The organism is Parabacteroides sp. FAFU027, from assembly GCF_022808675.1.
Classification (GTDB): domain Bacteria; phylum Bacteroidota; class Bacteroidia; order Bacteroidales; family UBA7332; genus CAXXIC01.
In genome coordinates this window covers 1-26,685 of record NZ_JAKZKV010000010.1, presented here as the reverse complement: position 1 = coordinate 26,685, position 26,685 = coordinate 1, and the positions used below count along the sequence as shown (strand labels likewise).

Genomic DNA, 26,685 nt, shown 5'->3' with positions numbered 1-26,685 from the left:
CGGCTTTGAGCCGCTGTTCGCTTGCCGCAGAGCGATTCAAAGCCCACACCGAAGAGCGGCTTCAGGCCGCTTGTCGGATTTTGAGGAACGTGATAATACAAAAGAATAACTATGAAAATAAAATGCATATTATCATTTGCAATATTGCTATTAATATATGGATGTTCGAATAAAAAAGAGAACAAACTATTTTCAACTCAATCTGGTAAGTTAAGGTGTTATTACTTCCAGATGAATCAACAGAATCATCACAAGTATCAATATAAAACCTGCGTAAATTTCTTCTACACCTTATCAAATACTACAACAGAAAGCATATTCACATTATTCAATAATTACCGCGAGGTTTCAAATATAAATGCCACATATATTTTTCCCGAATCTAAAGAGAAACTATCCTTTCTTTTTGCACCTATTGGGGTTGGGCCATTAGCATACGACACTCTTGTAATGATAAATTCCTTCTCGAATAAAGAGATAAAACAATACTCTATTCAGAGTTATAAATTCAAGAGATTTGATAGAAATATATTCTATTGGGAAAAGAATTATGGCATTTTATTAGAACAGAATGGGCAATCTATCTATTTATTCGACAATCCTGGTACAAAAATAAACATCAAAAAGAAACTCATAAAGGCTGCAGTAGAAGATTTGTTTAAAACTAAGAAAATAGAATTGAATGGAAAGGAAAACGTCCCAAACAAGGAACTTTTTGATTAGCCTCTTCTGGTTCAAGTTTTCAGAACTTGGACCTAAAACAAGAGCAGTTTGCAACTGCTTAAGAAATATCAGTTTGAAAACTGTATTAATTTTGAGTCCAAGTTCCCGCTACGCTCAAACTTGAACTAGGCATTGAGTGCAAATAGAAAATATTTAGAAGAAAAAAAGAGAAATAACAATGAAAAGAAGAATCTTAATACTCTTATTGTTTATCTGGGGATGTATAATAGTGAAAGCTCAAAATTCAGAAACAAATGAATTCTATACATCGATCAAGAAATATAATTTATCTAAATTATGGAGTGCTGATAGCATCATAACACAAGATGATGGAGAAAGGATTGTTTTCCCTGAACCTCTTGGCTTTATCGGAGATAATTATCAACGATTCGAAATTCATTATACATCAGTAAAAAAGGACAAATCAAATCCATATCGATATAATGTTTTAGGAAAAACCAGAGTAAAAAACAACATCTGTTGCTTCTCTGGATCAATTACAGTTATTCGGGCTAAACAATACAAGAAATCGGATTCACCGGAATTTAAACAAGGTTTTGTAGATTGTAAAGTTGAATTATTTGAAGATAGTATTCATCTTTCCAGTGGTTATTTCAATGGCAATATGACTACTTATTTTTGCATTGATAAAAAAGGGACTTTAAGTTATGACGCATTAATGATAATGGGAGATGAATATTCAAATAATCAATGTAAAGCAACTTGGACTAGTTATAAAACAAAGATTACTAAGAAATGTAATTGGGGAGATTATCGCATACCCGATTCGGGTAATCTCGATACTGGAACTGGTGAATTTATGGTAAATGAAAAGTATAGAAATTCAGGTTGGGATAATTACATGAAAGCATGGCAATCTCTAAAGAAAACCACAGAGATAAAAGATGCCCAGAGAAAAGAAGATATAAAATGGTGGAAATAAACCGTCATAGTTTAAACGCGACAAGCGGCTTTGAGCCGCTGTTCGCTTACCTCAGAGCAATTCGAAACCCACACCGAACAGCGGTTTCATGCCGCTTGTCGGATTTACAAGAATTACCAGAAACACAAAACCCGATTTCAATTCAATCATTGAAACCGGGTTTTGTTATAATACAACGCGAAGCTTCGCGTTCCTATCGTAATTTCTCTACAATCTCCAAAATCTCTTCCGGTTTGTGAATGATGTATTTCGGGTTAAACTGCTGCAACTCTTCCAACGGACGGAATCCCCACGTTACCCCTACTCCGGTTACTTCGCTGTTGAGCACCGTCTCCATATCCACACCGGAATCTCCGACGTAAAGTGTTTCCTCTTTGGATACACCGGCAATTTCCAGCACATCTTTAACGATTTGCGGATGCGGTTTGGCGGGAATACCTTCGCGCTGTCCGAGTACCGCTGTAAAAGGAATTTCAGGAAAGAACTGCTCAATCATTTGCAATGTACCGGCGTGATATTTATTGGAAGCCACCGCCAGTTTGTAACCTTTCTCGTGAAGTGTTTTCAGCACTTCGGGAATTCCCGCGTAAGGCGCGCTGTAAACGGAATTATATTTCTCGTAATAAGGCAGGAAGAATCCGCGCACGCGCAGGATGTTCTCCTGCGTCTTCTCTCCTTCGGGCAAAGCGCGTTCGAAAAGCTTGTTGATGCCATTACCCACGAAAAAGTTGTACGCCGCGGTTTCATGTGTAGAAAATCCGCATTGCTCCAGAGCGAAGTTGGTACTGTTGGCCAGGTCGGCTACTGTATTGAGTAACGTTCCGTCAAGGTCGAATATGATTAATTTGATCATGATGCTGAATATTTTCCGACAAAGGTAGGGAATTTACGCCAATATGATGGTCCAGGAATTTTCCGGAAAGAATTGTTTGTCCACGAATTTTCACGAATTATCACGAAGAAGAGTATAGAAACAAAAATGAACAGCAGAAAGAGAATTTCCTCCTGATATTCTATTTTCCCTCTATTTCGGGATCAAAGTACACCGGTGAAGATTCACACTAATAAATAATTCGTGCGAATTAGTGTGCATTCGTGGACGAAAACATTTCCCCCTCCGCGAAACAATTCGTAAATTTACGCTCCCGAAATAGAAAATAATTGACTCATGATAAATAAATGGAACTTTCTAAGTCCTGCCCCTGAATTGTCGAGCGTACAGGAAGAGATGGCCAGAGAACTGGGCATCAACCCCGTACTTTCGCAATTACTACTTCAACGCAAAATTACCACCATCGAGGAAGCGAAGAAATTCTTCCGTCCGCAACTGCAAGACCTGCACGACCCTTTCCTGATGAAGGAGATGGACAAAGCGGTGGAACGCCTTAACCTCGCAATGGGCCGCAAGGAGAAGATTCTCGTTTACGGTGACTACGATGTGGATGGAACCACTTCGGTAGCCGTGGTCTATAAATTCCTGCGCAACTTCTATTCAAACCTCGACTTCTATATTCCCGACCGCACCGACGAAGGTTACGGCGTCTCCTACAAAGGGATTGATTTTGCCTGGGAAAATGATTTCAAACTGATTATCGTGCTTGACTGCGGTATAAAAGCGGTGGAAAAGATAGATTATGCCAAGCGAAAAGGCGTGGACTTCATCATCTGCGACCACCACAAGCCCGATGATGTGCTGCCCGATGCGTGCGCCATCCTCGACCCGAAGCGTCCGGACGAAACCTATCCCTACACACACCTTTCGGCCTGTGGCGTGGGATTTAAGTTTATGCAGGCCTTCGCCATCAGCAACGGGATTGACCTTTCGCTGCTGTATCAGCTGCTCGACCTCGTGGCGGTAAGTATCGCAGCAGATATTGTCCCCATCACAGGAGAAAACCGCATCCTCGCCTTCCACGGTCTGAAAATGCTCAATACCAATGCTTGTATCGGACTGAAAAGCATCATCGACATGTGCGGCATGAGCGAAAAAGAGATCACGCTGAGCGACATCGTTTTCAAAATCGGGCCACGCCTGAATGCTTCCGGACGTGTACAATCGGGCCGGGAATCGGTAGAATTGCTTATCTCGAAAGACCTGACTTTCGCCCGCGAAAAATCGGAAAGCATCAACTTGCAAAACGAAAAACGAAAGGAACTCGATAAAAGCATCACCGAAGAGGCCAACACCGTACTCGAAAACTGGAAAGACATGGCCGACCGCAAGTCGATCGTGATCTACAACGATCGTTGGCACAAGGGGGTAATCGGAATCGTGGCTTCCCGCCTGACGGAGCTTTATTATAAACCTGCGGTGGTGCTGACTTTGTCGAATGGACTTGCGACCGGTTCTGCCCGCTCCATCCAGGGATTTGATGTCTATAAGGCCATCGAAAATTGCCGCGACCTGCTCGAAAACTTCGGCGGACACCCATTTGCGGCAGGTCTCTCCATGAAGGAAGAAAATGTGGAAGCTTTCTCCAAACGCTTCGAAGCCTTCGTTGCCGAGAATATTCAGCCCAACCAGCTCGTGCCTCACATGGATGTAGATGCCACGATCAATTTCAGCGACATCACACCGAAATTCTTCCGCATCCTGAAGCAGTTTTCCCCCTTCGGCCCCGAAAACCAGAAGCCGGTCTTCTGCACCCGACGCGTCTATGACTACGGCACCAGCCGCCTCGTGGGTAAAGACCAGGAGCACCTCAAACTGGAGTTGATCGACAGTAACTCGGAAAGCATCATGAACGGAATCGCTTTCGGCATGTACGGGCACAACGACTACATCAAGAACCTCAATCCGTTTGATATCTGCTACACGATTGAAGAAAATACTTACGGGGGAAATATTTCGATACAGTTGCTGATTAAGGATATTAAGCCGTCGGAGGAGTGACGAATAATACTAACATGTAAAGAATTAAATATGAGTTATTATAATACCATAAAAGAACTAACAAAGATAGTACCACCATCTTTAGTTGATTTTAGTTTACCTAGAGATCAAGCTAGAATTCCTACTCAAGCTTCATCTAATTTTATTACAAACAAAGAACAAGGAGATTGGGCTGAAAATCTGATATTCCGAGCAATCAATGAAACATCAAAGAACTTTATTGCAATTAAATATGGAAAATCAGATGATTTAGTTGCTGGAGAAGATGGATTCGATACTTTTTACCAAGAGTTTCAGGAAGAACTTGACACTATTGGTAAAAGACCTGATATTTTAATCTTCAAAAAAGAGGATTTTAATCAAGAACTTGGATATGATATAAGTCATATTGCTCATCAAACTATCACTGAGTATGTAAAAAAAGCAATTGCTGGCATTGAAGTACGTTCAAGTGCATTCTTAATTGATCGTTATGAAGCAGCTATGCAAGAAAAGACAGAACGATTTACTCAACTTGCTTTACAAGCAAGAGATAAAATTCTTAATGAATTTATTGATCTTCTTGAACATCCAGTTAGAAAGAAATATATCCCTGTATTAGAAGCAATAACTCGTGAAACACTTAGTGTTGCTGATTTTAAAGTTCCTGGTTGGCGCTCATCAGAAAGATTATTGCAATTAAACGAACTCTTCAAAGAACTTAAAAAGTCAATTAAAGAAATTCAAAAAAGAGACTATCTTTCAATAACGCCAAAAGTTGAAGACATTAAAGTTGTATATAAATGGATTGAAACATTTAATGTACCTCATTTTTATTTTCAAGTTTTCTTCGATAAAGTATATGGTATTTCCTTTCAACAAATACTACAAATAATTGCTGATCCAGACAAAGAAGATATCATATTTTCTGTAGAAGCTGATACTAAAAATCAAAACAAAACAACTATAAAAATCAATTCAAAGAGTGGAATGCAGATTGCATACAGAATTGATGAACCTGAACATGAAAGTGTTAGAAAAGAAATGGATAGAGGTCGATTACTATTTTATGTGACTTTCAAAGGAGGCACCGCCTATTTAAATATTGACGAATTACGAAACATCTTAGGAATAGCAGAAGAAGAATTTTGATGATAGAATACAAAAACATATTTGCAGCAAATAAATCCATTGAGAAAGACTACTCAATACAAACATCGTTAGAACATCGGAAGAAATTTGCCCAATTTTTCACTCCATATCCGATTGCAGACTTAATGGCAAAATGGCTCTTAGGCAACAAAAGTCTGAAATCAGTATTGGATCCTGCTTTTGGCCTAGGTATATTTTCAAGAGCTTTATTAACTCACAAAACGAATATTGATATTAAAGGTTTTGAGATTGATGAATATATATATTCAAAAGCAGAACCGATATTTAATTTCATACCGTCTTTAAAAATTCATCTTGAAGATTACATGTATAATGATTGGGAGAATAAGTATGATGGAATAATCTGTAATCCACCTTACTTTAAATTCCATGACTATGACAATAAAGCTATTTTAAAGGAAATAGAATCTAAATTAAAGGTTAAGCTTACTGGATTCTCCAATTTATATACCCTTTTCCTTTTAAAGTCCATCTATCAGCTTGAATTTAATGGACGTGCTGCGTATATTATTCCTTCAGAGTTCTTAAACGCAGATTACGGGAAGCTTGTCAAGTCTTATTTATTAAATAGTAACACATTAAGGCATATTATTATTTTCGACTTTGAAGAGAATATATTTGATGATGCATTAACTACTGCTTGTATTATTCTTTGTTCAAATGATGAGCAAAGTAATAATATTAAGTTCTCAACTATCTGCAATTTATCAGAACTAAGTCAACTTGATAATTATATAGATAATTATCCTGATAATTTTGATAGTGAAAATTGCTATAAGATAACTCAGCTCGATCCAAATAAAAAATGGAGAAGATATTATCAAGAACAAAAATCATTGGGTTTTAAAAATCTTGTTCCGTTTTCCACTTTCGCAAAAGTAGTACGAGGTATTGCCACTGGTGCAAATGAATATTTTACTTTCTCAAAAGCAAAAGCACTTGAGTATGGTATTGATGAAAAATATCTTATGCCTTGTATCTGTAAAGCTGCTGACACTAAAGGCTCTTTTTTCACAACTGATGATTTTAAGAAATTAAAGGATAACAATAAGAGCATTTTCCTTTTTAACGCTGTTAACACAAATAGTGATAGTGTTAAGAAGTACATCAAGTTCGGAGAGCAACAAGGAATAGACAGAAAGTATTTAACTGCTTGTCGTAAACCTTGGTATTCTCTGGAAAAGAGACCTCCTGCACCAATATGGGTTTCAGTATTTAATAGAAACGGCTTGAGATTTATTAGAAATGAAGCTGAGATCTCAAACTTAACCACATTTCATTGTATATACCCTGTTAAGTCTGGATTATTTCCATCTATTAAAACAGATTTATTGTTTGCCTATCTATTAACAGATACAGCAAAAAGTATATTTGAAGATAACCGAAGAGAATATGGAAATGGACTTCAAAAATTCGAGCCTAATGACTTAAACAAAGGTGAAATTCTTGACCTGTCACTTATTAATAAAAGCTCTGAAAAAGAAATTCTTGAATTGTATAATGAATATCGAGATTCAGTTTTACAATCAAATCCAGATAACAGTTTCATAGATAGAATTAATGAGATATTCATTGAAGAATTCAGTATATGACAAACTATACACTTGAAATTAGACCGAATTCAATTTTTCAATAAATAGACTCTGATAATATGAATATCACCACCAAGAAGTACTTCACAACATTCACCGACCGAATCGGCAATCAGATCCCCGGATGGATTGCAGCATATGATTTTTCGGAAAAAAGGGGCGGATTTGACTTTCTGACCAAAGCTTCCGCAGTATATTCGTCTAATATCGAAGGAAACAGCATTGACCTCAATTCCTTTATGAATTATGAATTGAGCAAGGAGAAGTTTAAGGTAGGGAAAGAGATTGCTGAGATTGAGAACCTGATCACCACTTACGAATTCGCCCAACACAATCCCCTGACCGAGGCAAATCTGTTGCATTGTCATAAAGTCCTTTCCGAAACGCTGCTCATTAAAAGCAAACGGGGAAAATACCGGACTGAACAGGTGGGTGTTTTCAACAAAACCGGATTAGCCTATCTGGCGGTGGAGCCGGAGTTTGTCAAACAGGAAATGGCTACGCTTTTTGAGCAAATTACAGAACTGCTTAGCCACAATCTTTCGGAAGAAGAGGTATTCTATTATGCAGCCCTGATACATATGCGATTTGTCCACATCCATCCTTTTCGCGATGGGAATGGTCGTGCAGCCCGTTTGTTAGAGAAATGGTTCATTGCTGAGAAACTTGGAATGCAGTACTGGAAGCTACCGTCTGAAGAGCATTACAAAATCAATCAACAGCAGTATTACAACACATTAAATTTGGGCGTGAACTATTACGAACTAAACTACGATCGTTGCGTGGATTTTTTGTGTATGTTGCCGGAATGTTTGAAATAAGCTAAAACAATGCCCAACAAAAACCTCATACTCGCCCTGATGATGATCACCTCGTTCATCACGCCCTTTATGGGAGCATCTGTAAATATTGCACTGCCGCAAATTGGCGCGGAATTCTCTATCGGGGCGTTGACAATGAGCTGGGTGACGATGTCGTTTCTTTTATCAACAGCGGTATTTCCCGTTCCTTTCGGCAAACTGGCCGACCAGTATGGGCGGGTACGGATATTTATCATTGGAAGTCTGATACTGGCAGCAGCGACATTAGCTTGCGCGTTATCGACATCCATAGGATTGCTGATTACGGCACGATTCGTGCAGGGATTGGGCGGTGCGATGATGTTCAGTACCAATACCGCCATTGTTACTTCAGCTTTTCCTCCGCAGGAACGTGGAAAAGCAATCGGGCTTAATGTAACTGCGGTTTATCTCGGACTTTCTGCGGCACCGGTGTTGGGCGGCTTCCTCACACAGACATTCGGTTGGCGCAGTCTGTTCTACATCGTGCTGGCGCTGGCGCTCTTCGTTGCAATCACCACCAAACTCGTCATCCGCACCGACTGGAAGCAGGAGTACCCGCAACCTTTCGACCGCAAAGGTGCATTCCTCTATATCCTTTCGATGTTTGCCTTTGTCTATGGCTTTTCGGGATTGCCAGACTGGACCAATATCTTCCTGGCATTTGCAGGCATTCTGGGCATTGGTTATTTTGTAACGATTGAAAAAAGCAGCTCATTTCCGGTCCTGGATGTAAAGCTCTTATTCAATAACCGGCTCTTCGCCTTTTCCAATCTGGCTGCATTGATTAATTATGCAACCACCTATGCGATTACCTTCATTCTGAGCCTCTATTTGCAATACATCAAAGGATTATCTCCGGCAGACACCGGCATTATATTGGTTATCCAACCTATCCTGATGGCGATTACCGCTTCGCTGTCCGGCAGGCTCTCCGATAAATATTCACCCGGACTGATTGCATCGACAGGTTTGGGAGTTATCTGCCTCGGTTTGGGATTGCTGCTTTTTCTGGACTCTGGAACTTCGCACGCTTATCTGACCGTTTGTCTGGTTATTCTCGGGACGGGCTTCGGACTGTTTTCGTCTCCCAACACCTCTGCAATCATGGGTTCGGTGGAGAAGAAAGACCTGGGAATCGCTTCTGCCATGGTGGCCACCATGCGCAATACCGGCCAGATGATCAGCATGGGGATTGCCACTTTGCTGATTCACATCTTCATCGGTCAGGCGAAAATCAGCCCTGCCAATTACGACCGTTTCATGGAAACGTTGCCCATCACTTTCAGCATTTTCATCGCGCTGAGTATGGTGGGAATCTGGGCATCATTAACCCGAAACGGAAAGAAAATTTGAAAATGTGGAAATTTGAAGATTTGAAAAATGTCAGATAAGACAAAAAAACAAAGATATCAGACAAAAGACGTATGCAGAAAGTATAACCACAGATAATTCTCTTAATTCCTTCATTCTTTAATTTCTTAATTATTTCCATGGCTTCTTTCAAAGAAATCCTTCAACAATACTGGGGTTATCCCGACTTTCGCCCGCTGCAGGAAGATATTATCCGCTCGGTATGCGAAGGACGCGATACGCTCGGGCTGATGCCCACCGGAGGAGGGAAGTCCATCACTTTCCAGGTGCCGGGACTCTATCTGGAGGGGATTACCTTGGTAGTCACGCCACTGATTGCGTTGATGAAAGACCAGGTGGATAACCTGAAGAAACGGGGAATAAAAGCGGCTGCCGTCTATTCCGGCATGCCCTCCAGAGAGATTGAGATTACGCTCGACAATTGCATCTACGGTGGCTACAAGTTTCTGTATATTTCCCCCGAACGTCTCGGCACAGAACTATTTATGCAGAAAATGCAATGGATGAAAGTCTCTTTGCTTGTGATAGACGAAGCGCATTGTATCTCGCAATGGGGATATGATTTCCGTCCCTCTTACCTCAAAATTTCAGAAATCCGGCAAGTATTGTCCGGAATACCTGTTCTGGCACTGACTGCCACTGCAACTCCAGAAGTGGTCAAAGACATTCAGGACAAACTCGGATTTAAGGAGTACAATGTTTTCCAGAAGAGCTTCTACCGCCAGAATGTAGCGTATGTCGTGCGCCGTACCGATGACAAACTCAGCGAACTGCGCCATATACTGCAACGGGTAAAAGGTTCGACCATCGTCTATACCCGCAACCGCCGAAAAACGAAAGAGGTAGCTGTGGAGCTTCAAAAGCAGGGCATATCCGCTGACTTCTTCCACGCCGGTTTGGCTCCCGATATCAAAGAGCAAAAGCAAAACGACTGGATGAAGGGAACGTTTCAGGTGATGGTTTCGACAAACGCATTCGGCATGGGTATTGATAAACCCGATGTGCGATTAGTCGTGCATATTGACCTGCCCGATTCATTAGAAGAATATTATCAGGAAGCTGGCCGAGCAGGTCGGGACGGACTGAAATCCTATGCCGTTGCTCTCTTTGCCAAAAGCGATAAAACAACGCTAAAAAGACGTATTTCCGACAGCTTTCCCGACCGTGATTTCATCAAAAAGGTATATGACCATCTGGGAAGTTATCTGGTAATTGGAGTGGGGTATGGCTTCCAGGCTGCTTTCGATTTCCTGTTGCCTGACTTCTGTCACCGCTATAAACTCCCACTCCTACCCACCCATTACGCACTGAAACTGCTCGACCAATCCGGGTATATCGAATACACCGACGAAGTGGATGCTAAGTCCCGCGTGATGTTTTCCGTACATCGGGATGAACTCTACAAATTGAAGCAATTCGAAGAGGCGGACAAACTTATCCATGTATTATTGCGACTTCATACCGGTCTTTTTGCCGACTTTGTCTATATCCACGAAGAGGTTTTGGCACGCCATACTGAGATGACGAGGGACCAGGTGTATCAGCAATTGCTCTGGCTCAGCAAGCATCACATCATTAATTATGTACCGGGAAAGAAAACACCGTTCATCATTTACACCCAACGACGGGAAGAGAGCCAATACATCTCCATTCCACGCATGGTATATGAAGAACGAAAAGAGCGTCTGGAAAAACGCATCGAAGCGATGTTGCACTACGTCAGCTCTGAAACAGAGTGTCGCAGCCAGATGTTGTTAGGCTATTTCGGAGAAAAAGAGGCAGACCGGTGCGGTACCTGTGATATCTGTCTGAAAAAGAATGAAACCGGGCTTACACAAAACCGGTTTGCACAAATAGAAGAAGAAATAGAAAAAATAATGCAGAAGGATAAAATTGCCCTGAATGAATTGGTAAATCAGATTTCGGGTACACCTGACGAGATTATATCAGTCATTCGATACCTGACTGATCGCGGCAAAATTCTCCAGTTAGATAATATGCTACGCCTTGCCGATTAGAAGGCGTAGCTGGTGTTGAGCAGTTCGTTGCGATCTTCCTTGAACTGATAATAGAAAGCTCCTTTCTTCGAACCTGATTTGTCAATCTCATCGGTTTTTTGCAGGAATCCCATACTCAGCATTTTCTTACGGAAGTTACGTTTATCCATCGAATGATCATAGATAGCTTCGTAAAGCGCCTGCAATTGAGTCAGCGTAAATTTCTCCGGCAACAGATTAAATCCGATCGGTTGCATCGATGCTTTCCGGCGAAGGATTGTAATTGCATCGTCCACCATTTGCGGGTGGTCAAAAATCAATTCAGCTGCACTATTAATATTTACCCAAAACGCATTGTGTTTTTTGAGTAATGTATCGTCATAGGAACTCAGGTCAATCAGAGCGTAATAACAGACCGAGATTACGCGCTCACCCGGGTCACGATCAATCTCACCATACGTTCCCACCTGCTCCATAAAGATATTTTCCAGACCAGTCAGGTTAGTCAATACACGAGTAGCAGCCTGATTGAGTGATTCATCATTCTGAAGAAATCCCCCCATCAACGACATCCCTCCTTTGGCTGGTTCCATTTCACGTTTGTGGACCAAAAGACTGATCTCGTTTTCCTTGAATCCAAGAATTATACAGTCGACAGCGACCAGAAAGGAGTCCTGAGAACTATAGAAAGTAGAGCTTAAAGTCATAGTGCAAATTTAGGTTTACAAAAAAAGCTTTGCCAAAGAATATCTTTGGCAAAGCTGATATTTTAAAGATGATATTTCTTACCAGAAATACAAGTAGAACATAGCACACAGGAATACTACGCCAAGAGAAGCGATAACATCCCACTTAGTCCAGCTTTCACGGATAAGTTTTTTGTATTCTCCGGTGAAAGTGATATCCTCAATCTGTTGAGCACTTGGTTTCGGAGTGAAATAAGATACTACGTACATCATCACAATGATAAATACAAGTAACCAGATCTCAAAGATAAGCCAGTTTGTATGCCAGAACCAACGGGTTGATTCCCAGAACGGTCCTGTCATTACATCTTTACCTGTATTTGTGAAAATGTTGGTCAACAGACGCATCATACCAATAAAGAATCCCCCGATCATACCAAACTCACCAGCTTTAGGTGTGATTTTTCTGGAGAAAATACCCAGTACGAATACGGCTACCATCGCAGGAGCAAGAAGTGACTGAATACCTTGCAGATAGTCGTAAAGGCTACCCAGGCTCATCATAACAGGGATCCAGATCATACCAAGTACCACTACAACCATAGTTGCAATACGACCTACCAAAACGTATCTTGCTTCGCTCTTACCTTTAAACATCGGTTTATAGAAGTCTTCGGTAAACAGTGTAGCACATGAGTTGAAGAACGCAGCCAAAGAAGCAACAAGCGCTGAGATAAAACCAATGGTTACAATACCTTTCACGCCGGCTGGCAATACAAACTTAACCATGGATCCAAAAGCTGTATCCGGGTTTTCCAATGTAAAACCGCTATCAGGACGTGCAGCTAATGCCGCCGCGATCATACCTGGGATGAGGAACATGAATACAGGTAATATTTTGAAATAACCCGCAGCGATAGTACCTCTACGCGCACGTTTCATTACAACGTCGTTAGTTTCGTGTCTTGTTTGTCCGAGTACCCGCTGAACGATGTGCTGGTCAGTACACCAATACCAAAATCCGATAATTGAAGCTCCGATAAATACCCAGAAACCAGGATAAGAGTCATACAATGGGTCACCCGTTTCGAAGTGGAACATGTGGTTTGTACCGTATGCTTTACCGTCTGCTCCAAGCCCCATACTTCTGGCATGATCCATCATTGCATTCCAACCGTCAGTGATACAGCCGTGACCGAGTGCTGACAATCCAAGGAACAATACAAGGAATGAACCAATGATAAGAATAGGTGTTTGGATAGCAGACAGAGTCATTACCCCCTTCATACCACCAAAAACGGTAAAGATACCTGTCAAAACGATCAAACCGATAGCTCCGTACCAGAAAGGCAGTCCCAGAAGACTTTCCATAAAAATACCGCCGGTAAATGCTGTCACACTTACTTTGGTAAGTACGTATGCGATAAGCGTAATGATAGACAACCACGAACCGGTACGAGGAGTGTAGCGGTTTTTAAGGAAGTCAGGCATGGTAATGATTTTACCCAACTTACTATTCATAAGCTGATAAAAAGGAACAAAGAGCCAACCCAAAAGAAGGATCATCCAGCCTTGCATCTCCCAGTGAGCCATACCTACACCAGATTTTGCACCAGTACCAGCAAGACCTACAAGGTGCTCAGAGCCGATGTTTGCAGCAAAGATAGCAGCACCAATAATATACCAGGGTTCGCCTTTACCGAATAGATAAGCTTCACTATCGGCACCTTTATGCTTTTCTTTGTCTTTCTTTATCGAACGCCATACAGCCCAGGTTACAGCCAAAATACCCGTTACGATAATTACCCAGTCAAGCCAGATAAATTCATGTGATCTCCAATTCATGATTTTTAGTTAAGTTATTGATTGATTAGAATGTTGCTTTTACTTTTCAACAGAAAACTTGTAGATGCAAGTGTGTGCATATTTCTGTCCCGGACGCAATACAGTTGTAGGGAACTGTGGTTTATTAGGACTGTCTGGGAAATGCTGTGTTTCAAGACAGAATGCGCTGCGGAAAGGATATTTGTGACCGAATTTTCCCATGTCGTTATTCAGGAAGTTACCGCCATAGAACTGGATACCCGGCTCAGTTGTGTAAACCTCCATTACACGACCGCTTTTCGGTTCAACGATTTTAGCAGCAAAAGTCATTTCACCCTGTTTTTTCTGATTGATAATCCAGTTGTGGTCATAACCTTTACCCAGTTTCATTTGCTTATTGTTGATAGTATCGATACGTTGACCAATTACCATTGGTTTACGGAAATCGAAAGGAGTACCTGTTACATCTGCCAATTCGCCGGTTGGGATCAATACGCTGTCAACCGGATTAAATTTATCTGCATTGATAGTCAATACATGGTCATTGATAGTTGAAGCACCCTCACCAGCCAGGTTGAAGAATGAGTGGTGAGTCAGGTTCACAACAGTAGCTTTATCTGTAGTTGCCTCGTAATTGATTTTCAATTCATTATTTGAAGTCAGCGTGTAAACCACTTTACATTGCAGGTTACCCGGATAGCCTTCTTCACCATCTTTAGCTAGATAAGAAAGCTCAACCGCAGAGTCACCGATCTGTTTAGCATCCCACATTACAGCATGAAAGCCTTTAGGACCGCCGTGTAATGCCTGACCGTTGTTGTTGGCAGCCAGCGTATATTCAGTACTGTCGATTTTAAATTTTGCATTGGCGATACGGTTTCCGTAACGGCCGATTGTTGCGCCAAAGTATGGCTGAGTAGATTTCAACATGTTATCCATGTTGTCTTCGCATAAAACGACGTCCGCCATCTTTCCGTTTTTGTCCGGAGCCATGATCGAAACCACTTTACCTCCGAAGTTGGTGATACAGACTTCCATGCCGTTTTTGTTTTTCAACACATAGAGATCCGTCTTTTTACCTTGTACTTCTTTTTGAAATTGAGACTTGAGGAGTCCGGATAGTGTTTTCTCCTCTTTTTTAGAGCAACTGGCAAGAGTTAACGCTGCCAATGCGACGCAGAAAAGTGTCTTTTTCATGTGTTTTTCTAATAAGGTGTTATTATTGCAGGTGTCAAAAGTAGACGAATTTTTCAATTCAACAAAATATTTCAGGGGAAAAGTGTATCATGTACACTAATTTTCAACATAGGTACTCCCCTACGCATATTTTACAGCATAGTTACATAAAACACAATGGAATAAAGCAACCTGATTAGTGAGATTTAAATGAAAGAAAAAGCATAGAAATGAGAAACAAACTCAATCGGGAAGTAAGGAGTAAATTAGTAAGGAGAGTATATAAACCAAAAGAAATGGCCTTTTGTTTTCGCAAAGGCCATTTCTTTTGGAATTTTCAATTGAGTACCGGTTGCTTTCAGCTTTAACTAATACAACCTCTGAGAGCAAATCTCTTTGATATATATTGCTATGAAGATTTTCTATGTTTATGAGACATCTCATGCTGCATAAAGTAGTTTTCCACCCACCTTAACATCTGATTATCCGACATCATATCTGCCGTTTCAACAGTCATTAAATGGGCGTGGAGATGCGGATCTTTACGCATCTGGCATTCCAACTCTTTCTTAGTTGTAGAGGGACCGAATAACACAAACTCATCCACATCCCTGATTTCCTGCATAATAGTCCTGAAATAGTGTTTTTTCTCGTTATACAATTTATGTTCATGCTTCAGTTCCGTGCTAAAGTGGTGGCTGCCGGATCTGGCGAATTCTTTGGTATCACCCGGTAATCTGAGCCGGTGATCGATCATCGAAGTGACGATGCTGTGAAAGGCTTGGGGTGATTTGGGCATTTTCGGCATTCGTTTACCCGGTTGCGGGTGAACCACATTCATGTGGTGTTCTTTTTCTTCTTCTAATGAGATGATGACGGCTTTATCGACATCAACCCAAATTCCTGCTCGTTTCATATCCTTGATTTTATTAGGGTTATTACGAATGATACCGATGACAACAACATTCACTCATATCTTCGTTATTTATTTCAAATCGAGCTATCAGGTGTAAATTCTGACAATCTGAAATTAAACAGCTATCAGAACAATAATTACTATACAAACAACAAGAGATTCGCTTTAAACTGTAACAAATCCATATCATTAAATGTTTCTTATTCAGAGGCTGTTTAGGGTTATTTTAACCCGATAACGAGTTGTTATGAAGCCATGTTATTAAATAACTAAACACCATGTTTTACAAAGCTTTAGCTGATCTGACAATTATCTTCCATATAAGCTTCATTGCTTTCGTGGCGCTGGGAGGATTACTTGTCATCAAGCATCCACATGCCGTATATTTCCATATTCCGGCAATGACATGGGGAGCATTAGTCGAATTTTATAATATCCCCTGCCCTCTTACCGGCATTGAAAACTATCTGAGAATGTTATCCGGTGAGCAGGGTTATCAATCGGGATTTCTCCAACACTATTTACTCAAACTGGTCTATCCGGGATTTACAGTGAATACAGAATTCCTGATGGGATGTCTGGTAATCATTGTGAATGCAATCATTTATTCTTTTGTGATTCATTACAAGAGAAAGAATCAACGCATGAGAAAGTAACGAAAAAAAGGAATTATGCTTTACCGTTTACTGGCCGACTTTATAGTGCTTATCCACTTTTCGTTTATCCTGTTTGTCGTATTGGGCGGACTTCTTGTACTCCGATGGCGAAAAGTGATTTACTTTCACATCCCGGCAATGTTTTGGGGTGCGATAGTGGAATTCTATAATATCATCTGCCCGTTGACACCGTGGGAAAATCACTTCAGGGAAGTGGGTGGGGCTGAAAGGTACGAATCTGATTTTATCGAAAACTATCTGATTCCCGTCATGTATCCGGCAGGACTGACGGTCAGCATTCAATTCATACTGGGATGCTTAGTCGTGGTAACTAATCTGATTATCTATTCCATCGTAATCTGGAAATACCGTAAAAACAGAAAACATGAAGCAGGACACTCCGGAAATAACCGGCAGTCTGAAAACTAAAGTGAGCTTCAGATTTTACGCCGAACTGAACGACTTCCTACGAAAGGACCGCCGGCAGGTTATTTTTACCTATTATTACCATGGACCTGTTACGGTCAAAGAGGCTATTGAGAATCTGGGAGTCCCCCATTCTGCTGTTGACCTGATTTTGGTCAATGGTGATCCTGTTGGCTTTGACCAGCATTTGACAGAGAATGACTTTATCTCCGTATATCCGGTTTTTGAGTTACTTGATATCAGTTCCATTTCAAAGGTCAGAAAAGGCTCTTTGCGCCAAATCCGGTTTATCGTGGATTGCCATTTGGGCCGGTTGGCAAAGAACCTTCGTATCATGGGCTTTGACACCCTTTATAGAAACAATTACGAAGATGAAGAAATCCGCTTCCTCAGCCGTCTCCAAAACCGTATTATCCTAACCAAAGACAAAGGTCTGTTGATGGCGCGGAATGTAAATCGCGGTTATTATATCCGTGCCATCGACCCGCGTGAACAAACCAAAGAGGTGATTCGCAAATTTGACCTTTACGGGCAAATTAATCCGCTCAGCCGCTGTCTCATTTGCAACCACAAGCTAATTAAACTTCCTCCCGGAGCTATACCACCGGATGTAACGGACAATGATGGAAAGCCGTTTACTGAATTTTTCCGTTGTTACAATTGCGACAAATTCTTTTGGAAAGGCTCTCATTATAAACACATGATTGAGGAGATTATCAGGTACGTGCAACCTTAAACTTAATCAAAGATTGGCTCATTCGGGCATATTTGCTCTTTTCTTTTGTAGCTTTGCAGCCGGTTTTAACTGCACGCTTATGATACTCCGACTGATAAAATCCTATATGCTACCCATCGCGATGACCACGGGTATTCTCTTCGCCTCTTTCTTTGCTCAGTTTGCGCCAATTACCCCCTATCTTATCTTTGTAATGCTGTTTGTAACCTATTGTAAGGTTTCTATCCGGGAAATTGCCTTCGAACGTTTTCATTACTATCTGGCAGCCATCCAATTATTCGGTAGTTTACTGGTTTATGGTATCGTTTACTTGTACAATCCGGTCGTAGCGCAGGGTTCGATGATTTGCGTACTGGCTCCGACAGCAACAGCGGCGGCCGTTATTACCGGTATGCTGGGCGGAAATGTCGCCAGCCTGACAGCATACAGTTTTATCAGTAATCTGGTAGTAGCTTTATTTGCCCCGGCCATCTTCTCGTTAATAGGAAGTCGTGGAGATATTTCCTTTCTAAGCTCCCTTTTCCATATTCTCAAAGAGGTATTCCCCATGCTGATGTTACCCATCATCACTGCTGTTGCATTACAGAAGACCGCCCCCCGTATTCATCACTATATTCAAAACAGGCAAAGCATTTCCTTTTATCTGTGGGCTCTGGCTCTGACTATCATGGTAGGCAAAACAGTGATGTTTATCAAGCATCAATCGACCTCCAAATACGATGCTGAAATTGCGATTGCCGTGATTGCATTTCTTGTCTGTATCGCACAGTTTTATATTGGGCGGAAGATTGGCTCGCGTTATAAAAACACAATCACAGCCGGACAGGGACTGTTCCAAAAGAATACCGTACTGGCCATCTGGATGGCGCAGTCTTATCTTGACCCACTCTCCTCCATTGGGCCGGGAGCCTATATCCTGTGGCAAAACAGTGTGAATTCATACCAGTTGTGGCTAAAGCAAAGAAAAAAGTAGCTTCTGTCAATTCAATTGTTCACTCAAATTCAGGCCAACACCTCCAGTTCCATTGTTTACGACGCACTTAATCCTCTTTTTGCTTCGTTATAACCTCATTTCTGCCTTTTTTAGTCCATACGGTGCATACTTTTTCCGCATCAGTGTACACCGGAGAGAAAATAGTGTGCACTGTAGAAACTCCGGTGCGAACTTTTTCGGCTCCGGTGTGAACTGTAGGAGAAATAGTGTACACTTTTCCCGGAAAAGTGTACACCGGAGGTAGAAAAGTGTGCACCGGAGGCGGAAAAGTGTACACTGTTGTTGGAAAAGTGTGCACTGATGCGGAAAAAGTTCGCACCGTACGAGGATAAAGCACTGAGAATCGCCTTTTATTTACCCAATAAGGCTTGTCCTATACTCTAGTTATAAATGCTTAACGAGCATAAACCGCCAGAAACCAAACCCATCAGCCATTTGTTTAACTATTTCAACTCAATCAAAATCAGAACATATGGCACGAGTAAGCACCTACCTTAATTTCCCCCGTAACACAGAGGAAGCCTTTACTTTCTATAAATCCGTTTTTGGCGGAGAGTTTTCTTGTGAAATATCCCGTTTCGGTGATATTCCGGCACAGGAAGGAATGCCCCCTATCGCAGAAGAAGACAAAAACCTCATCATGCACATCGAACTGACGATTCTGGATTGCCACGTCCTTATGGGAACCGATGCGCCTGAATCAATGGGATTTGCGGTCAAAACGGGCGATAATATCTATATCAACCTGGAGCCTGACAGCCGGGCTGAAACCAAGCGGCTCTTTGACGCTCTTTCCGATGGAGGCGAAGTCGAATCACCATTGATAGATGCCTTCTGGGGGGCCTATTACGGCAGTTGCACCGATAAATTCGGAATACAATGGATGTTTAACTGTACAGCAAAATAGAGACTTATGGAAACAAAAGAGAAAACGTATATCACTGTTCATGCCAGCATCAATGCTCCGATTGAAAAGGTCTGGGAGCACTGGAATACTCCCGAAGATATCGTACATTGGAACTCGGCATCTCCGGAATGGCATACTCCAAGGGCAACAATTGACCTTCGCCCGGGTGGAAAATTCACATACCGGATGGAAGCAAAGGATGGAAGTATGGGATTTGACTTTTGGGGAACGTTTGACGATGTGGCAGTTAATAAGCACATTCACATGACCCTCGGGGATAACCGGACTGTAAACATATTCTTTAAAACTGTAGGAACTCATACCGAAGTCATCGAAACATTCGAAGCCGAAAGTGAAAATTCGATAGAAATGCAACAACAGGGTTGGCAGGCTATCCTGATGAACTTCAAACGGTTTGTGGAAAAGAAACATTAAAATAAGCTCAGGCAAATTTACAGGCCCATACTCTCCTGACCACAGGACTGTATGGGCTTTTTTCCTGCACATTCGCTATAATAAATGCAACAAACCTCATTCGTTTTGGTGAAATAAACATTAGAATATCAGGAAGTCAGAACATTTCATCCATTCCATTGTTTAGATATGTTCAAAATAGCGATTCATCAAAGAAGGTCTCTTGCATTTGCAACGAAACCCGACAGCTTTGCCATTAATTATTTTTCTAAATACTATTTCCTCTAAAGAATGCAAGAAACTATCTCTGAGCCCTCAAAGCGGCTTCAAAACCAAATCCCTTTCGAACAATTCATCGAACAATTCAAATCTATCCTTCAACAGCAGTTCCACCAGGAAGAAGACATCAACCAACTGAGTATCTCCCGCGGATTACCCCCCACTGTTTTAAACGAAATCATGGCCTGCAATCCTCTTTCAGTCGTAATCCCTTCCGAATACGGTGGACGAGGCACAAAAGTACATGAGTTACTGACCCTGCTATCAGCAGCTTCATACGAATCATTGGCCCTTTCGCTCACGTTGGGGATAAACAGTGCCCTTTTTCTGCAACCGGTGGCCAAATACGGTCAGGAAGAAGCCAAAGCTCAGGTATTTGATCGCTTTCTTAAACTGCGCAACATGGGGGGACTGATGATTACCGAACCGGACTTTGGTAGCGATGCCCTCAACATGCAGACTGCATTTACCGAAGATGAAAAGCATTATCACCTCAAAGGCACCAAACACTGGGCCGGTCTGACGGGACAAGCAGACTTCTGGCTGCTTACCGCAAGACGCAAGACTGCCGCAGGGACTTTACAACGGGACATTGACTTCTTTATCTGTGACAACACCCAACCGGGACAGAAAATCGTGGTAGAAGAGTATTTCGAGAATCTCGGTCTCTATCAGATTCCGTATGGCAGAAACATTCTGGATGTAAGTATTCCCAAAGCTCAACGACTGATTCCCCATACCAATGGCGTACAGATGATGCTCGACCTGCTTCACCGCAGCCGTTTGCAATTTCCGGGCATGGCGCTTGGTTTTATCCAACGAATGCTGGATGAGGCAATCGCGCACAGTCGTCAGCGACAGGTCAGCGGACGCTCTCTGTTTGCCTACGACCAGGTGCAGCAACGGTTAGCCCAATTACAGGCCAACTTCACCATCGTTTCGGCCATGAGTGTCAAAAGTACTCAAATGGCCGGCATTGAAAATGACCTGACTCTCCTTGGGCTGGAGGCCAATATCATTAAAACGGTTACCACCGACCTGATGCAGGAATCGGCACAATCCCTGCTGACACTCGTCGGGGCTGCGGCTTACAAACTCAACCACATTGCCGGCCGGGGCATCGTGGATAGCCGTCCGTTTCAGATATTCGAAGGCTCGAATGACATTCTCTATAACCAGATTGGAGAGGCTATCCTTAAACAGATGAAAATCTCAGGAGAAACGAATCTTAAGTCATTTACGGGGAATCATCCGTTGATGTCTCTTGCGGCTGAAAGAATCCGGAAACTGACTGATGTGACCATTAATGCTCCGGTTCAGCAGCGTAAGACGGTGGAGCTCGGACGGATTATCAGTCGTATTGTCTCCCTCAACTGGGTACTGGAGCTGGGGGCAAAAGGTTTCCGGGAAGAGCTGATTAGCGGGACTGTTGCATTGCTTAGTCAGGAAATAGCGACATTGATGAGTCATTATTCTTTTGAACAAAATAGCATTGTTCTGGAAGATTATCAGGAAAACAGCGCCTGGATTCACTTTGCATAAATTCATTAACGCACTTCATATTCAAAACCGACAAACGCCCCGAATTTTCTAATCCGGGGCGTTTGTCGTATATACTATCGTCCAAACGAAAACATTTAGTGGATGAAAAGAGTTAGATTTACAAAATCAAAGCCCCAAGACATAATCTGACGTTTAAAATGAAACCTGAAAACAATATTCCGACAACGATCGACGAATATATCGCAACCTTTCCCGATGCCATTCAGGAACTGCTTAACCAAATGCGGGCTGCCATTCGTGAAGCGGCACCCGAAGCCACAGAGAAAATTAGCTACCAGATGCCGGCATTTGCGCAACAGGGAATATTGGTCTATTTCGCCGCCTTCAGCAAACATATCGGGTTCTATCCGACCTCCTCGGCGATGGAAGCATTCAGCGAAGAGCTCTCCGTTTACAAAAACGGGAAAGGTTCGGTGCAATTCCCCATCCATCAACCGCTACCTTTAGACCTGGTCAAACAGATGGTTCAGTTTAGGGTGGCTGAGAATCTGGAAAAAGCGGCAGTAAAATCAATAAAGAAAAACAAGTGATGAAAATCGGTTACATACAAACTGCTCCCGGTTTCGGTGAAAAAGAGCAGAATTTCGGACAAATACGTTCCCTGACAGAAGGAGTCAAAGCCGACCTATTGGTGCTACCGGAACTCTTTGCCACCGGCTATACCTTTACATCCAAAGAGGAAGCCGAAGCTCTCTCTGAAACAACAGATGGAGAAACCGCCCGTTTTCTCAAAGAGCTTTCAGTAAAGACATCAGCAACTATCGTGGGTGGCTTCATCGAACGGGAAAGCGACAGAATTTACAATGCATTACTTATCGTATCAGAGGGCAAGGTTATTGACACCTACCGGAAGATTCATCTTTTCAATAAAGAAAAGTTGTGGTTCTCACCCGGAGATAAGCAGTTAAAAGTTTATGAAATCAACGGAGTAAAGATTGGTGCCATGATTTGCTTTGACTGGATATTTCCTGAAGTATGCCGGACACTGGCATTACAAGGCCTGCAAGTCTTAGCTCACCCCTCCAATCTGGTAATGCCCTATTGCCAGAAAGCGATGGTGACACGATGTCTGGAGAATCGCATCTTTGCCGTAACGGCCAATCGCATTGGAACAGAACATCGCGGCGAAGACCATTTTACCTTTACCGGAGCCAGTCAGATTACGGCAAATGACGGCACTATCCTCTCCTCCGCTCCTACCGATCAACCCACTATTGCAATCATGGACATTGACGAAAGACAGGCAGACAACAAGTGGATAAATTACTACAACAATGTGATAGAAGATAGACGGACGGAGTTTTATCATTAGAGAGTCGAAAGTTTCGCTCATAGAGAACCCTTCGATAACCGGGAAATTTACTATTTACATTTTCAAAGGAAAGAAAAGAATGGTACCGACCGGCTCTCTATGAGCGAGCCGGTCGGGCAGGGTCTAACAGGTAAACATCACCACCATCAATCCCACGACTCCAATCACAATCCACAAACCGATTCCCATAATTAAAGGGCGTAATCCAACAGAACGAATGGCCGGACGTGTCAATCCGGAACCAATCAGGAAGAGCGTCAAAGAAAGCATACGCTTTGCACCAAAGGTAATGCCACTCTTCACCGTTTCCGGTATCGGCAGATAGGTGGCAGCTGCCATTGCCACGACAAACCAGAGGATAAACCAGGGAACTGTAATCTTTTTGGTTTTATTCCGAAAGACAAAGGTAGATGCAAATGCCAGGGGGATAATCCATAAGGCACGGGTCAGTTTTACAGTGGTGGCCGTCTGCAACGCCTCGGCTCCGTATGTAGCCCCGGCTCCTACTACAGAACTGGTATCGTGTATCGCAATGGCCGCCCACATACCAAACTGATGTTGGGTCAGGTGTAGCGAATGTCCGAGAAAAGGAAATAAAAGCAGCGCTATTGCATTCAGCATAAATACAATCACGAGAGAAACAGAGATTTCCACCTCATTGGCCCTTACGACCGGAGAAACAGCCGCGATAGCACTACCTCCACAAATAGCGGTTCCGGCAGAAATCAGGTAAGCCGTACGCGTTGAGATACGGAACCATCGCCCCATCATAAATCCCAACACCATTACCAGTACCACGGTAAAGAGCGTCATCTGCACTCCGGTGCGGCCAGCTTCCAATGCGGTGTGCAGATTCTGACCGAAACCCAGCAGAACTACCGCCACTTGCAATAAATATTTGGAACCTTTACGGGTGAATGCAGGAAATGGATTTCCAAAACAGAAGGCAAATACCAATCCGGAAAAGAGTGCCACGGCAGGAGATACCATAGGAAGGACAGAAACAAGGGCAAGCAACACAAACAGAAGAGCAGAAATTCGTTGACGTTCCATAACGCAAATAATTTGGAAATGAATTACGCTACAAAGGTATATACCACGATTTAGGGATAAAAATCAAAAATAACGATGGCTAATAACCGGTGATTATAGACTATATGGTATTTCACAGAACACGCAGACAAGTAAAATAAATTTGAATCACATTCTTCATCGGACTATCTTTGCACCTTTAATAAAAACCGCACATTGTCCCAAACCTCTATTTGATGAAAAAAGTAAAGATCTATCAAAACGACTGGCTGATGTTTCACCCTTATCCGAAACCGACATCTGTGGACGGATATTACGTTAAACTCGCCAATAAAGTACTCGACGTATTCAAGTCCGCAGAATTTGGATTTGACCTTCCGGAGGAAGATGTAAAAGAAATCGCCTGCGCCATTACAGCCTATTTTGAAGACGTAATCTCCGGTATCGGTATGTTTAAAGCCTTTACCCGTAAACATCGTGAACTTTACGGTACTCCACTCCCCTTCTACACTGTGGATGAAAACGAATATTACGAAGATGAAATCAATGAGGTTGATGTCCGTTTTCTGCTTTGGCACTATACGCAACAAACACATGGCAGATACAACCATTCGGTGCTGAACCCTGACAATCCGGGAATTAATATTGTAGCGCTGGCTGTATTAATGTTATTCGAAAAAGAGTACGAATCGGCTCCCGAAAACGAGCAGTTCAAAGCATACTATTTACCGGAATATCGTTACAACGAATACTACGGTTTGCGTTATGCCATGCAGTGGCTGCAATGGAACTCCTACCTCTTTTATCATCAGAACCGGGATTTAAGGGAGAAAGAGGAGGCTATAGAAAAAGACTTAACGAATGAAAACGCCAATGCTGAGATATACGATTTGCAAGACTCGTTCGTGCATAATCACCCATCCCCACTACTGGCAATATACACCAACGAATGGCTGAGCGAAATCCTCACGCCTGCCCACCCCGATTACGAGCTGGTTAAATCTATCGGCAGGAAAAAGAAGGGAGTCTATCTTTGTACAGGTGAAGAGCAAAACAACTTCTGCTTCCGCAACTTAGAGACACAAGAGGAGATCGTGGCAACTAAAGACTCAATTGCCGAAAATGCACCGCTGAAAGCCAATCAGACTCTTGCCGATACGGGGTTCATCCGGTTCAACAACGAATGGTGGATGACCGGATCTATGGCCACTTTCCCTTACAGTGAAGAGGTGGAGCAGGAGTTTTCAAAAAGCAATGATATTCCTGACGTGATTTACCAAAACATATTGAAAAAGTCAGAAAACAAGCACATTCACTTTTTTGGTAATAAGTCCGAGCTACACCAATTCTTCTATAAGGTATTAGAGACTGAAAATCACCCGGAAAATAAAGCTTTTGATAATGTCCGAAATCTGCTTGTTTTTATCACACCACATGGCATCAGTATCTATCCGGACATTTGCGATTATATCAAAGATGAACAAAATCCTTATTACGACGAGAAAATGGCTAAAGCGGAAGCCTTCTCCCTCTATGCCAATATGTATGACCATCCGGTAGAGCTGGTATATACGTTACACAACCAATATCTGCTTCCCGATGCTCAATTGAAAAGCCTCGTCGGTGAAGAAAGAGGAAAAGAGTTAATTCAGGGAAATGCCGGTTTTATCATGCGTTATTTCTACGGAGAGAAATACCGGGAGGCATTGGAAAAAGGAACAATTCAATAAGTCAAAATATATTCCCGAACCTCTGGTCGAGTAGGAATTTTAGTTACGACATAGCTATTTGGACAACCGTATCGACGGGCTCTCTATAAGTGAACCCGTCGACAATGACATAAAAAAGGGAACCCCGGATCTTTTCTGACCCGGGGTTCTCTTTTTATTATCTCTTAGGGTCTTTACACCTTCGCGTTCAAATGATAGCAAAACGTGTCAATCCTGAACCAATCAGAAATAATATCAAAGAAAACAACCGCTACACGATAAAAATCAATATCATTCTTTACTAAACCAATAAAACAAATAGGTCCATTACTGTCCCATTAAAATCTAAAAATGGTCTTTGAAGTATTTGAAATTTAGTTGGTTATAAGCATTTCGCGAGCGAACGGACTTGAATTTTTAGTTTTGCATCAGATTAATCTGATTGCATATGTATCAAGACAAATACGTTTTTGCTCAACTGGTTTCGTTTCTGAATCGAAGTAAATTCAATCGCATTGTCACCAAATTTGATGGAGACAAAT

Annotated in this window: 25 protein-coding genes; 19 read left to right on the top strand and 6 right to left on the bottom strand. The window is 42.1% G+C overall.

From position 1 onward, the window contains the following. The first annotated feature begins 111 nt into the window (after window positions 1-111). Window positions 112-723, top strand: coding sequence for a hypothetical protein (locus MLE17_RS14395; protein WP_243349412.1), 612 nt, complete (start codon window positions 112-114; stop codon window positions 721-723). A 178-nt stretch (window positions 724-901) separates the two neighbouring features. Next, a complete protein-coding gene (locus MLE17_RS14390) occupies window positions 902-1,666 on the top strand; it encodes a hypothetical protein (RefSeq protein ID WP_243349411.1) in 765 nt (254 codons plus the stop codon). 193 nt (window positions 1,667-1,859) lie between these two features. Here the strand turns inward: MLE17_RS14390 and MLE17_RS14385 are convergent, their stop codons facing one another. After that, window positions 1,860-2,519, bottom strand: a complete 660-nt coding sequence (locus MLE17_RS14385; protein ID WP_243349410.1) for an HAD family hydrolase — start codon at window positions 2,517-2,519, stop codon at window positions 1,860-1,862. A 315-nt stretch (window positions 2,520-2,834) separates the two neighbouring features. Between MLE17_RS14385 and recJ the strand changes: the two genes are divergently transcribed. The 6 genes from recJ to MLE17_RS14355 all read left to right on the top strand — a co-directional run bounded on the left by recJ (window position 2,835) and on the right by MLE17_RS14355 (window position 11,534). Beyond that, on the top strand, window positions 2,835-4,559 hold the full coding sequence (recJ, locus tag MLE17_RS14380; RefSeq protein ID WP_243349409.1) for a single-stranded-DNA-specific exonuclease RecJ: 1,725 nt from the start codon (window positions 2,835-2,837) through the stop codon (window positions 4,557-4,559). A gap of 30 nt (window positions 4,560-4,589) precedes the next feature. After that, entirely contained in the window at window positions 4,590-5,690 is a 1,101-nt protein-coding gene (locus MLE17_RS14375; RefSeq protein WP_243349408.1) for an AccI family restriction endonuclease, read from the top strand. After that, window positions 5,690-7,303 (top strand): class I SAM-dependent DNA methyltransferase, encoded by a 1,614-nt coding sequence (locus tag MLE17_RS14370; RefSeq protein ID WP_243349407.1) that lies wholly within the window; start codon window positions 5,690-5,692, stop codon window positions 7,301-7,303. Before MLE17_RS14375 ends, MLE17_RS14370 begins: the two co-directional genes overlap by 1 nt. A gap of 59 nt (window positions 7,304-7,362) precedes the next feature. Continuing rightward, window positions 7,363-8,124 carry a Fic family protein gene (locus MLE17_RS14365; RefSeq protein ID WP_243349406.1) on the top strand — a complete coding sequence of 254 codons (762 nt, stop codon included), beginning with the start codon at window positions 7,363-7,365 and terminating at the stop codon, window positions 8,122-8,124. Between the two features lie 9 nt (window positions 8,125-8,133). Beyond that, a complete protein-coding gene (locus MLE17_RS14360) occupies window positions 8,134-9,498 on the top strand; it encodes an MFS transporter (RefSeq protein ID WP_243349405.1) in 1,365 nt (454 codons plus the stop codon). 137 nt (window positions 9,499-9,635) lie between these two features. Continuing rightward, on the top strand, window positions 9,636-11,534 hold the full coding sequence (locus MLE17_RS14355) for an ATP-dependent DNA helicase RecQ (RefSeq protein WP_243349404.1): 1,899 nt from the start codon (window positions 9,636-9,638) through the stop codon (window positions 11,532-11,534). Here the strand turns inward: MLE17_RS14355 and MLE17_RS14350 are convergent. The 4 genes from MLE17_RS14350 to MLE17_RS14335 all read right to left on the bottom strand — a co-directional run bounded on the left by MLE17_RS14350 (window position 11,531) and on the right by MLE17_RS14335 (window position 16,115). Then, window positions 11,531-12,220 (bottom strand): NUDIX hydrolase, encoded by a 690-nt coding sequence (locus MLE17_RS14350; RefSeq protein ID WP_243349403.1) that lies wholly within the window; start codon window positions 12,218-12,220, stop codon window positions 11,531-11,533. The two genes, MLE17_RS14355 and MLE17_RS14350, sit on opposite strands and share 4 nt — an antisense overlap. A 78-nt stretch (window positions 12,221-12,298) precedes the next feature. Further along, the gene (locus tag MLE17_RS14345) at window positions 12,299-14,044 is read right to left on the bottom strand and encodes a sodium:solute symporter (protein WP_243349402.1); all 1,746 of its coding nucleotides are present in this window, start codon (window positions 14,042-14,044) and stop codon (window positions 12,299-12,301) included. Window positions 14,045-14,083: 39 nt separating this feature from the next. Beyond that, a complete protein-coding gene (locus MLE17_RS14340; RefSeq protein WP_243349401.1) occupies window positions 14,084-15,220 on the bottom strand; it encodes an aldose epimerase family protein in 1,137 nt (378 codons plus the stop codon). A 388-nt stretch (window positions 15,221-15,608) separates the two neighbouring features. Next, on the bottom strand, window positions 15,609-16,115 hold the full coding sequence (locus MLE17_RS14335; protein ID WP_243349400.1) for a hypothetical protein: 507 nt from the start codon (window positions 16,113-16,115) through the stop codon (window positions 15,609-15,611). A 278-nt stretch (window positions 16,116-16,393) separates the two neighbouring features. On the opposite strand from MLE17_RS14335, the gene MLE17_RS14330 reads away from it, so the two are divergent. The 9 genes from MLE17_RS14330 (at window position 16,394) to MLE17_RS14290 (ending at window position 23,402) form a co-directional block, all read left to right on the top strand. Continuing rightward, the gene (locus MLE17_RS14330; RefSeq protein ID WP_243349399.1) at window positions 16,394-16,771 is read left to right on the top strand and encodes a DUF2784 domain-containing protein; all 378 of its coding nucleotides are present in this window, start codon (window positions 16,394-16,396) and stop codon (window positions 16,769-16,771) included. Window positions 16,772-16,786: 15 nt separating this feature from the next. Further along, window positions 16,787-17,200: a DUF2784 domain-containing protein gene (locus MLE17_RS14325; protein WP_243349398.1), complete on the top strand. Its 414-nt coding sequence runs from the start codon at window positions 16,787-16,789 to the stop codon at window positions 17,198-17,200. Further along, a complete protein-coding gene (locus tag MLE17_RS14320; protein ID WP_243349397.1) occupies window positions 17,157-17,933 on the top strand; it encodes a Mut7-C ubiquitin/RNAse domain-containing protein in 777 nt (258 codons plus the stop codon). The genes MLE17_RS14325 and MLE17_RS14320 overlap by 44 nt, the downstream gene beginning before the upstream one ends. A gap of 79 nt (window positions 17,934-18,012) precedes the next feature. Then, complete coding sequence (locus MLE17_RS14315) at window positions 18,013-18,906, top strand: bile acid:sodium symporter family protein (protein WP_262920330.1); 894 nt, start codon at window positions 18,013-18,015, stop codon at window positions 18,904-18,906. Between the two features lie 493 nt (window positions 18,907-19,399). Further along, the gene (locus tag MLE17_RS14310) at window positions 19,400-19,834 is read left to right on the top strand and encodes a VOC family protein (RefSeq protein ID WP_243349396.1); all 435 of its coding nucleotides are present in this window, start codon (window positions 19,400-19,402) and stop codon (window positions 19,832-19,834) included. 6 nt (window positions 19,835-19,840) lie between these two features. Then, window positions 19,841-20,269: an SRPBCC domain-containing protein gene (locus MLE17_RS14305; protein WP_243349395.1), complete on the top strand. Its 429-nt coding sequence runs from the start codon at window positions 19,841-19,843 to the stop codon at window positions 20,267-20,269. 270 nt (window positions 20,270-20,539) lie between these two features. Beyond that, entirely contained in the window at window positions 20,540-22,069 is a 1,530-nt protein-coding gene (locus tag MLE17_RS14300) for an acyl-CoA dehydrogenase family protein (protein WP_243349394.1), read from the top strand. A 158-nt stretch (window positions 22,070-22,227) separates the two neighbouring features. Further along, window positions 22,228-22,620, top strand: a complete 393-nt coding sequence (locus tag MLE17_RS14295; RefSeq protein WP_243349393.1) for an iron chaperone — start codon at window positions 22,228-22,230, stop codon at window positions 22,618-22,620. After that, entirely contained in the window at window positions 22,620-23,402 is a 783-nt protein-coding gene (locus tag MLE17_RS14290; RefSeq protein ID WP_243349392.1) for a nitrilase-related carbon-nitrogen hydrolase, read from the top strand. The genes MLE17_RS14295 and MLE17_RS14290 overlap by 1 nt, the downstream gene beginning before the upstream one ends. 123 nt (window positions 23,403-23,525) lie before the next feature. Here the strand turns inward: MLE17_RS14290 and MLE17_RS14285 are convergent, their stop codons facing one another. After that, entirely contained in the window at window positions 23,526-24,455 is a 930-nt protein-coding gene (locus MLE17_RS14285; RefSeq protein WP_243349391.1) for a YeiH family protein, read from the bottom strand. 215 nt (window positions 24,456-24,670) lie between these two features. Between MLE17_RS14285 and MLE17_RS14280 the strand changes: the two genes are divergently transcribed. Next, complete coding sequence (locus MLE17_RS14280) at window positions 24,671-26,164, top strand: DUF3843 family protein (protein ID WP_243349390.1); 1,494 nt, start codon at window positions 24,671-24,673, stop codon at window positions 26,162-26,164. A gap of 427 nt (window positions 26,165-26,591) precedes the next feature. After that, the coding region (locus MLE17_RS14275; protein ID WP_243348999.1) for a DUF4372 domain-containing protein at window positions 26,592-26,685 on the top strand (94 nt) is incomplete at its 3' end.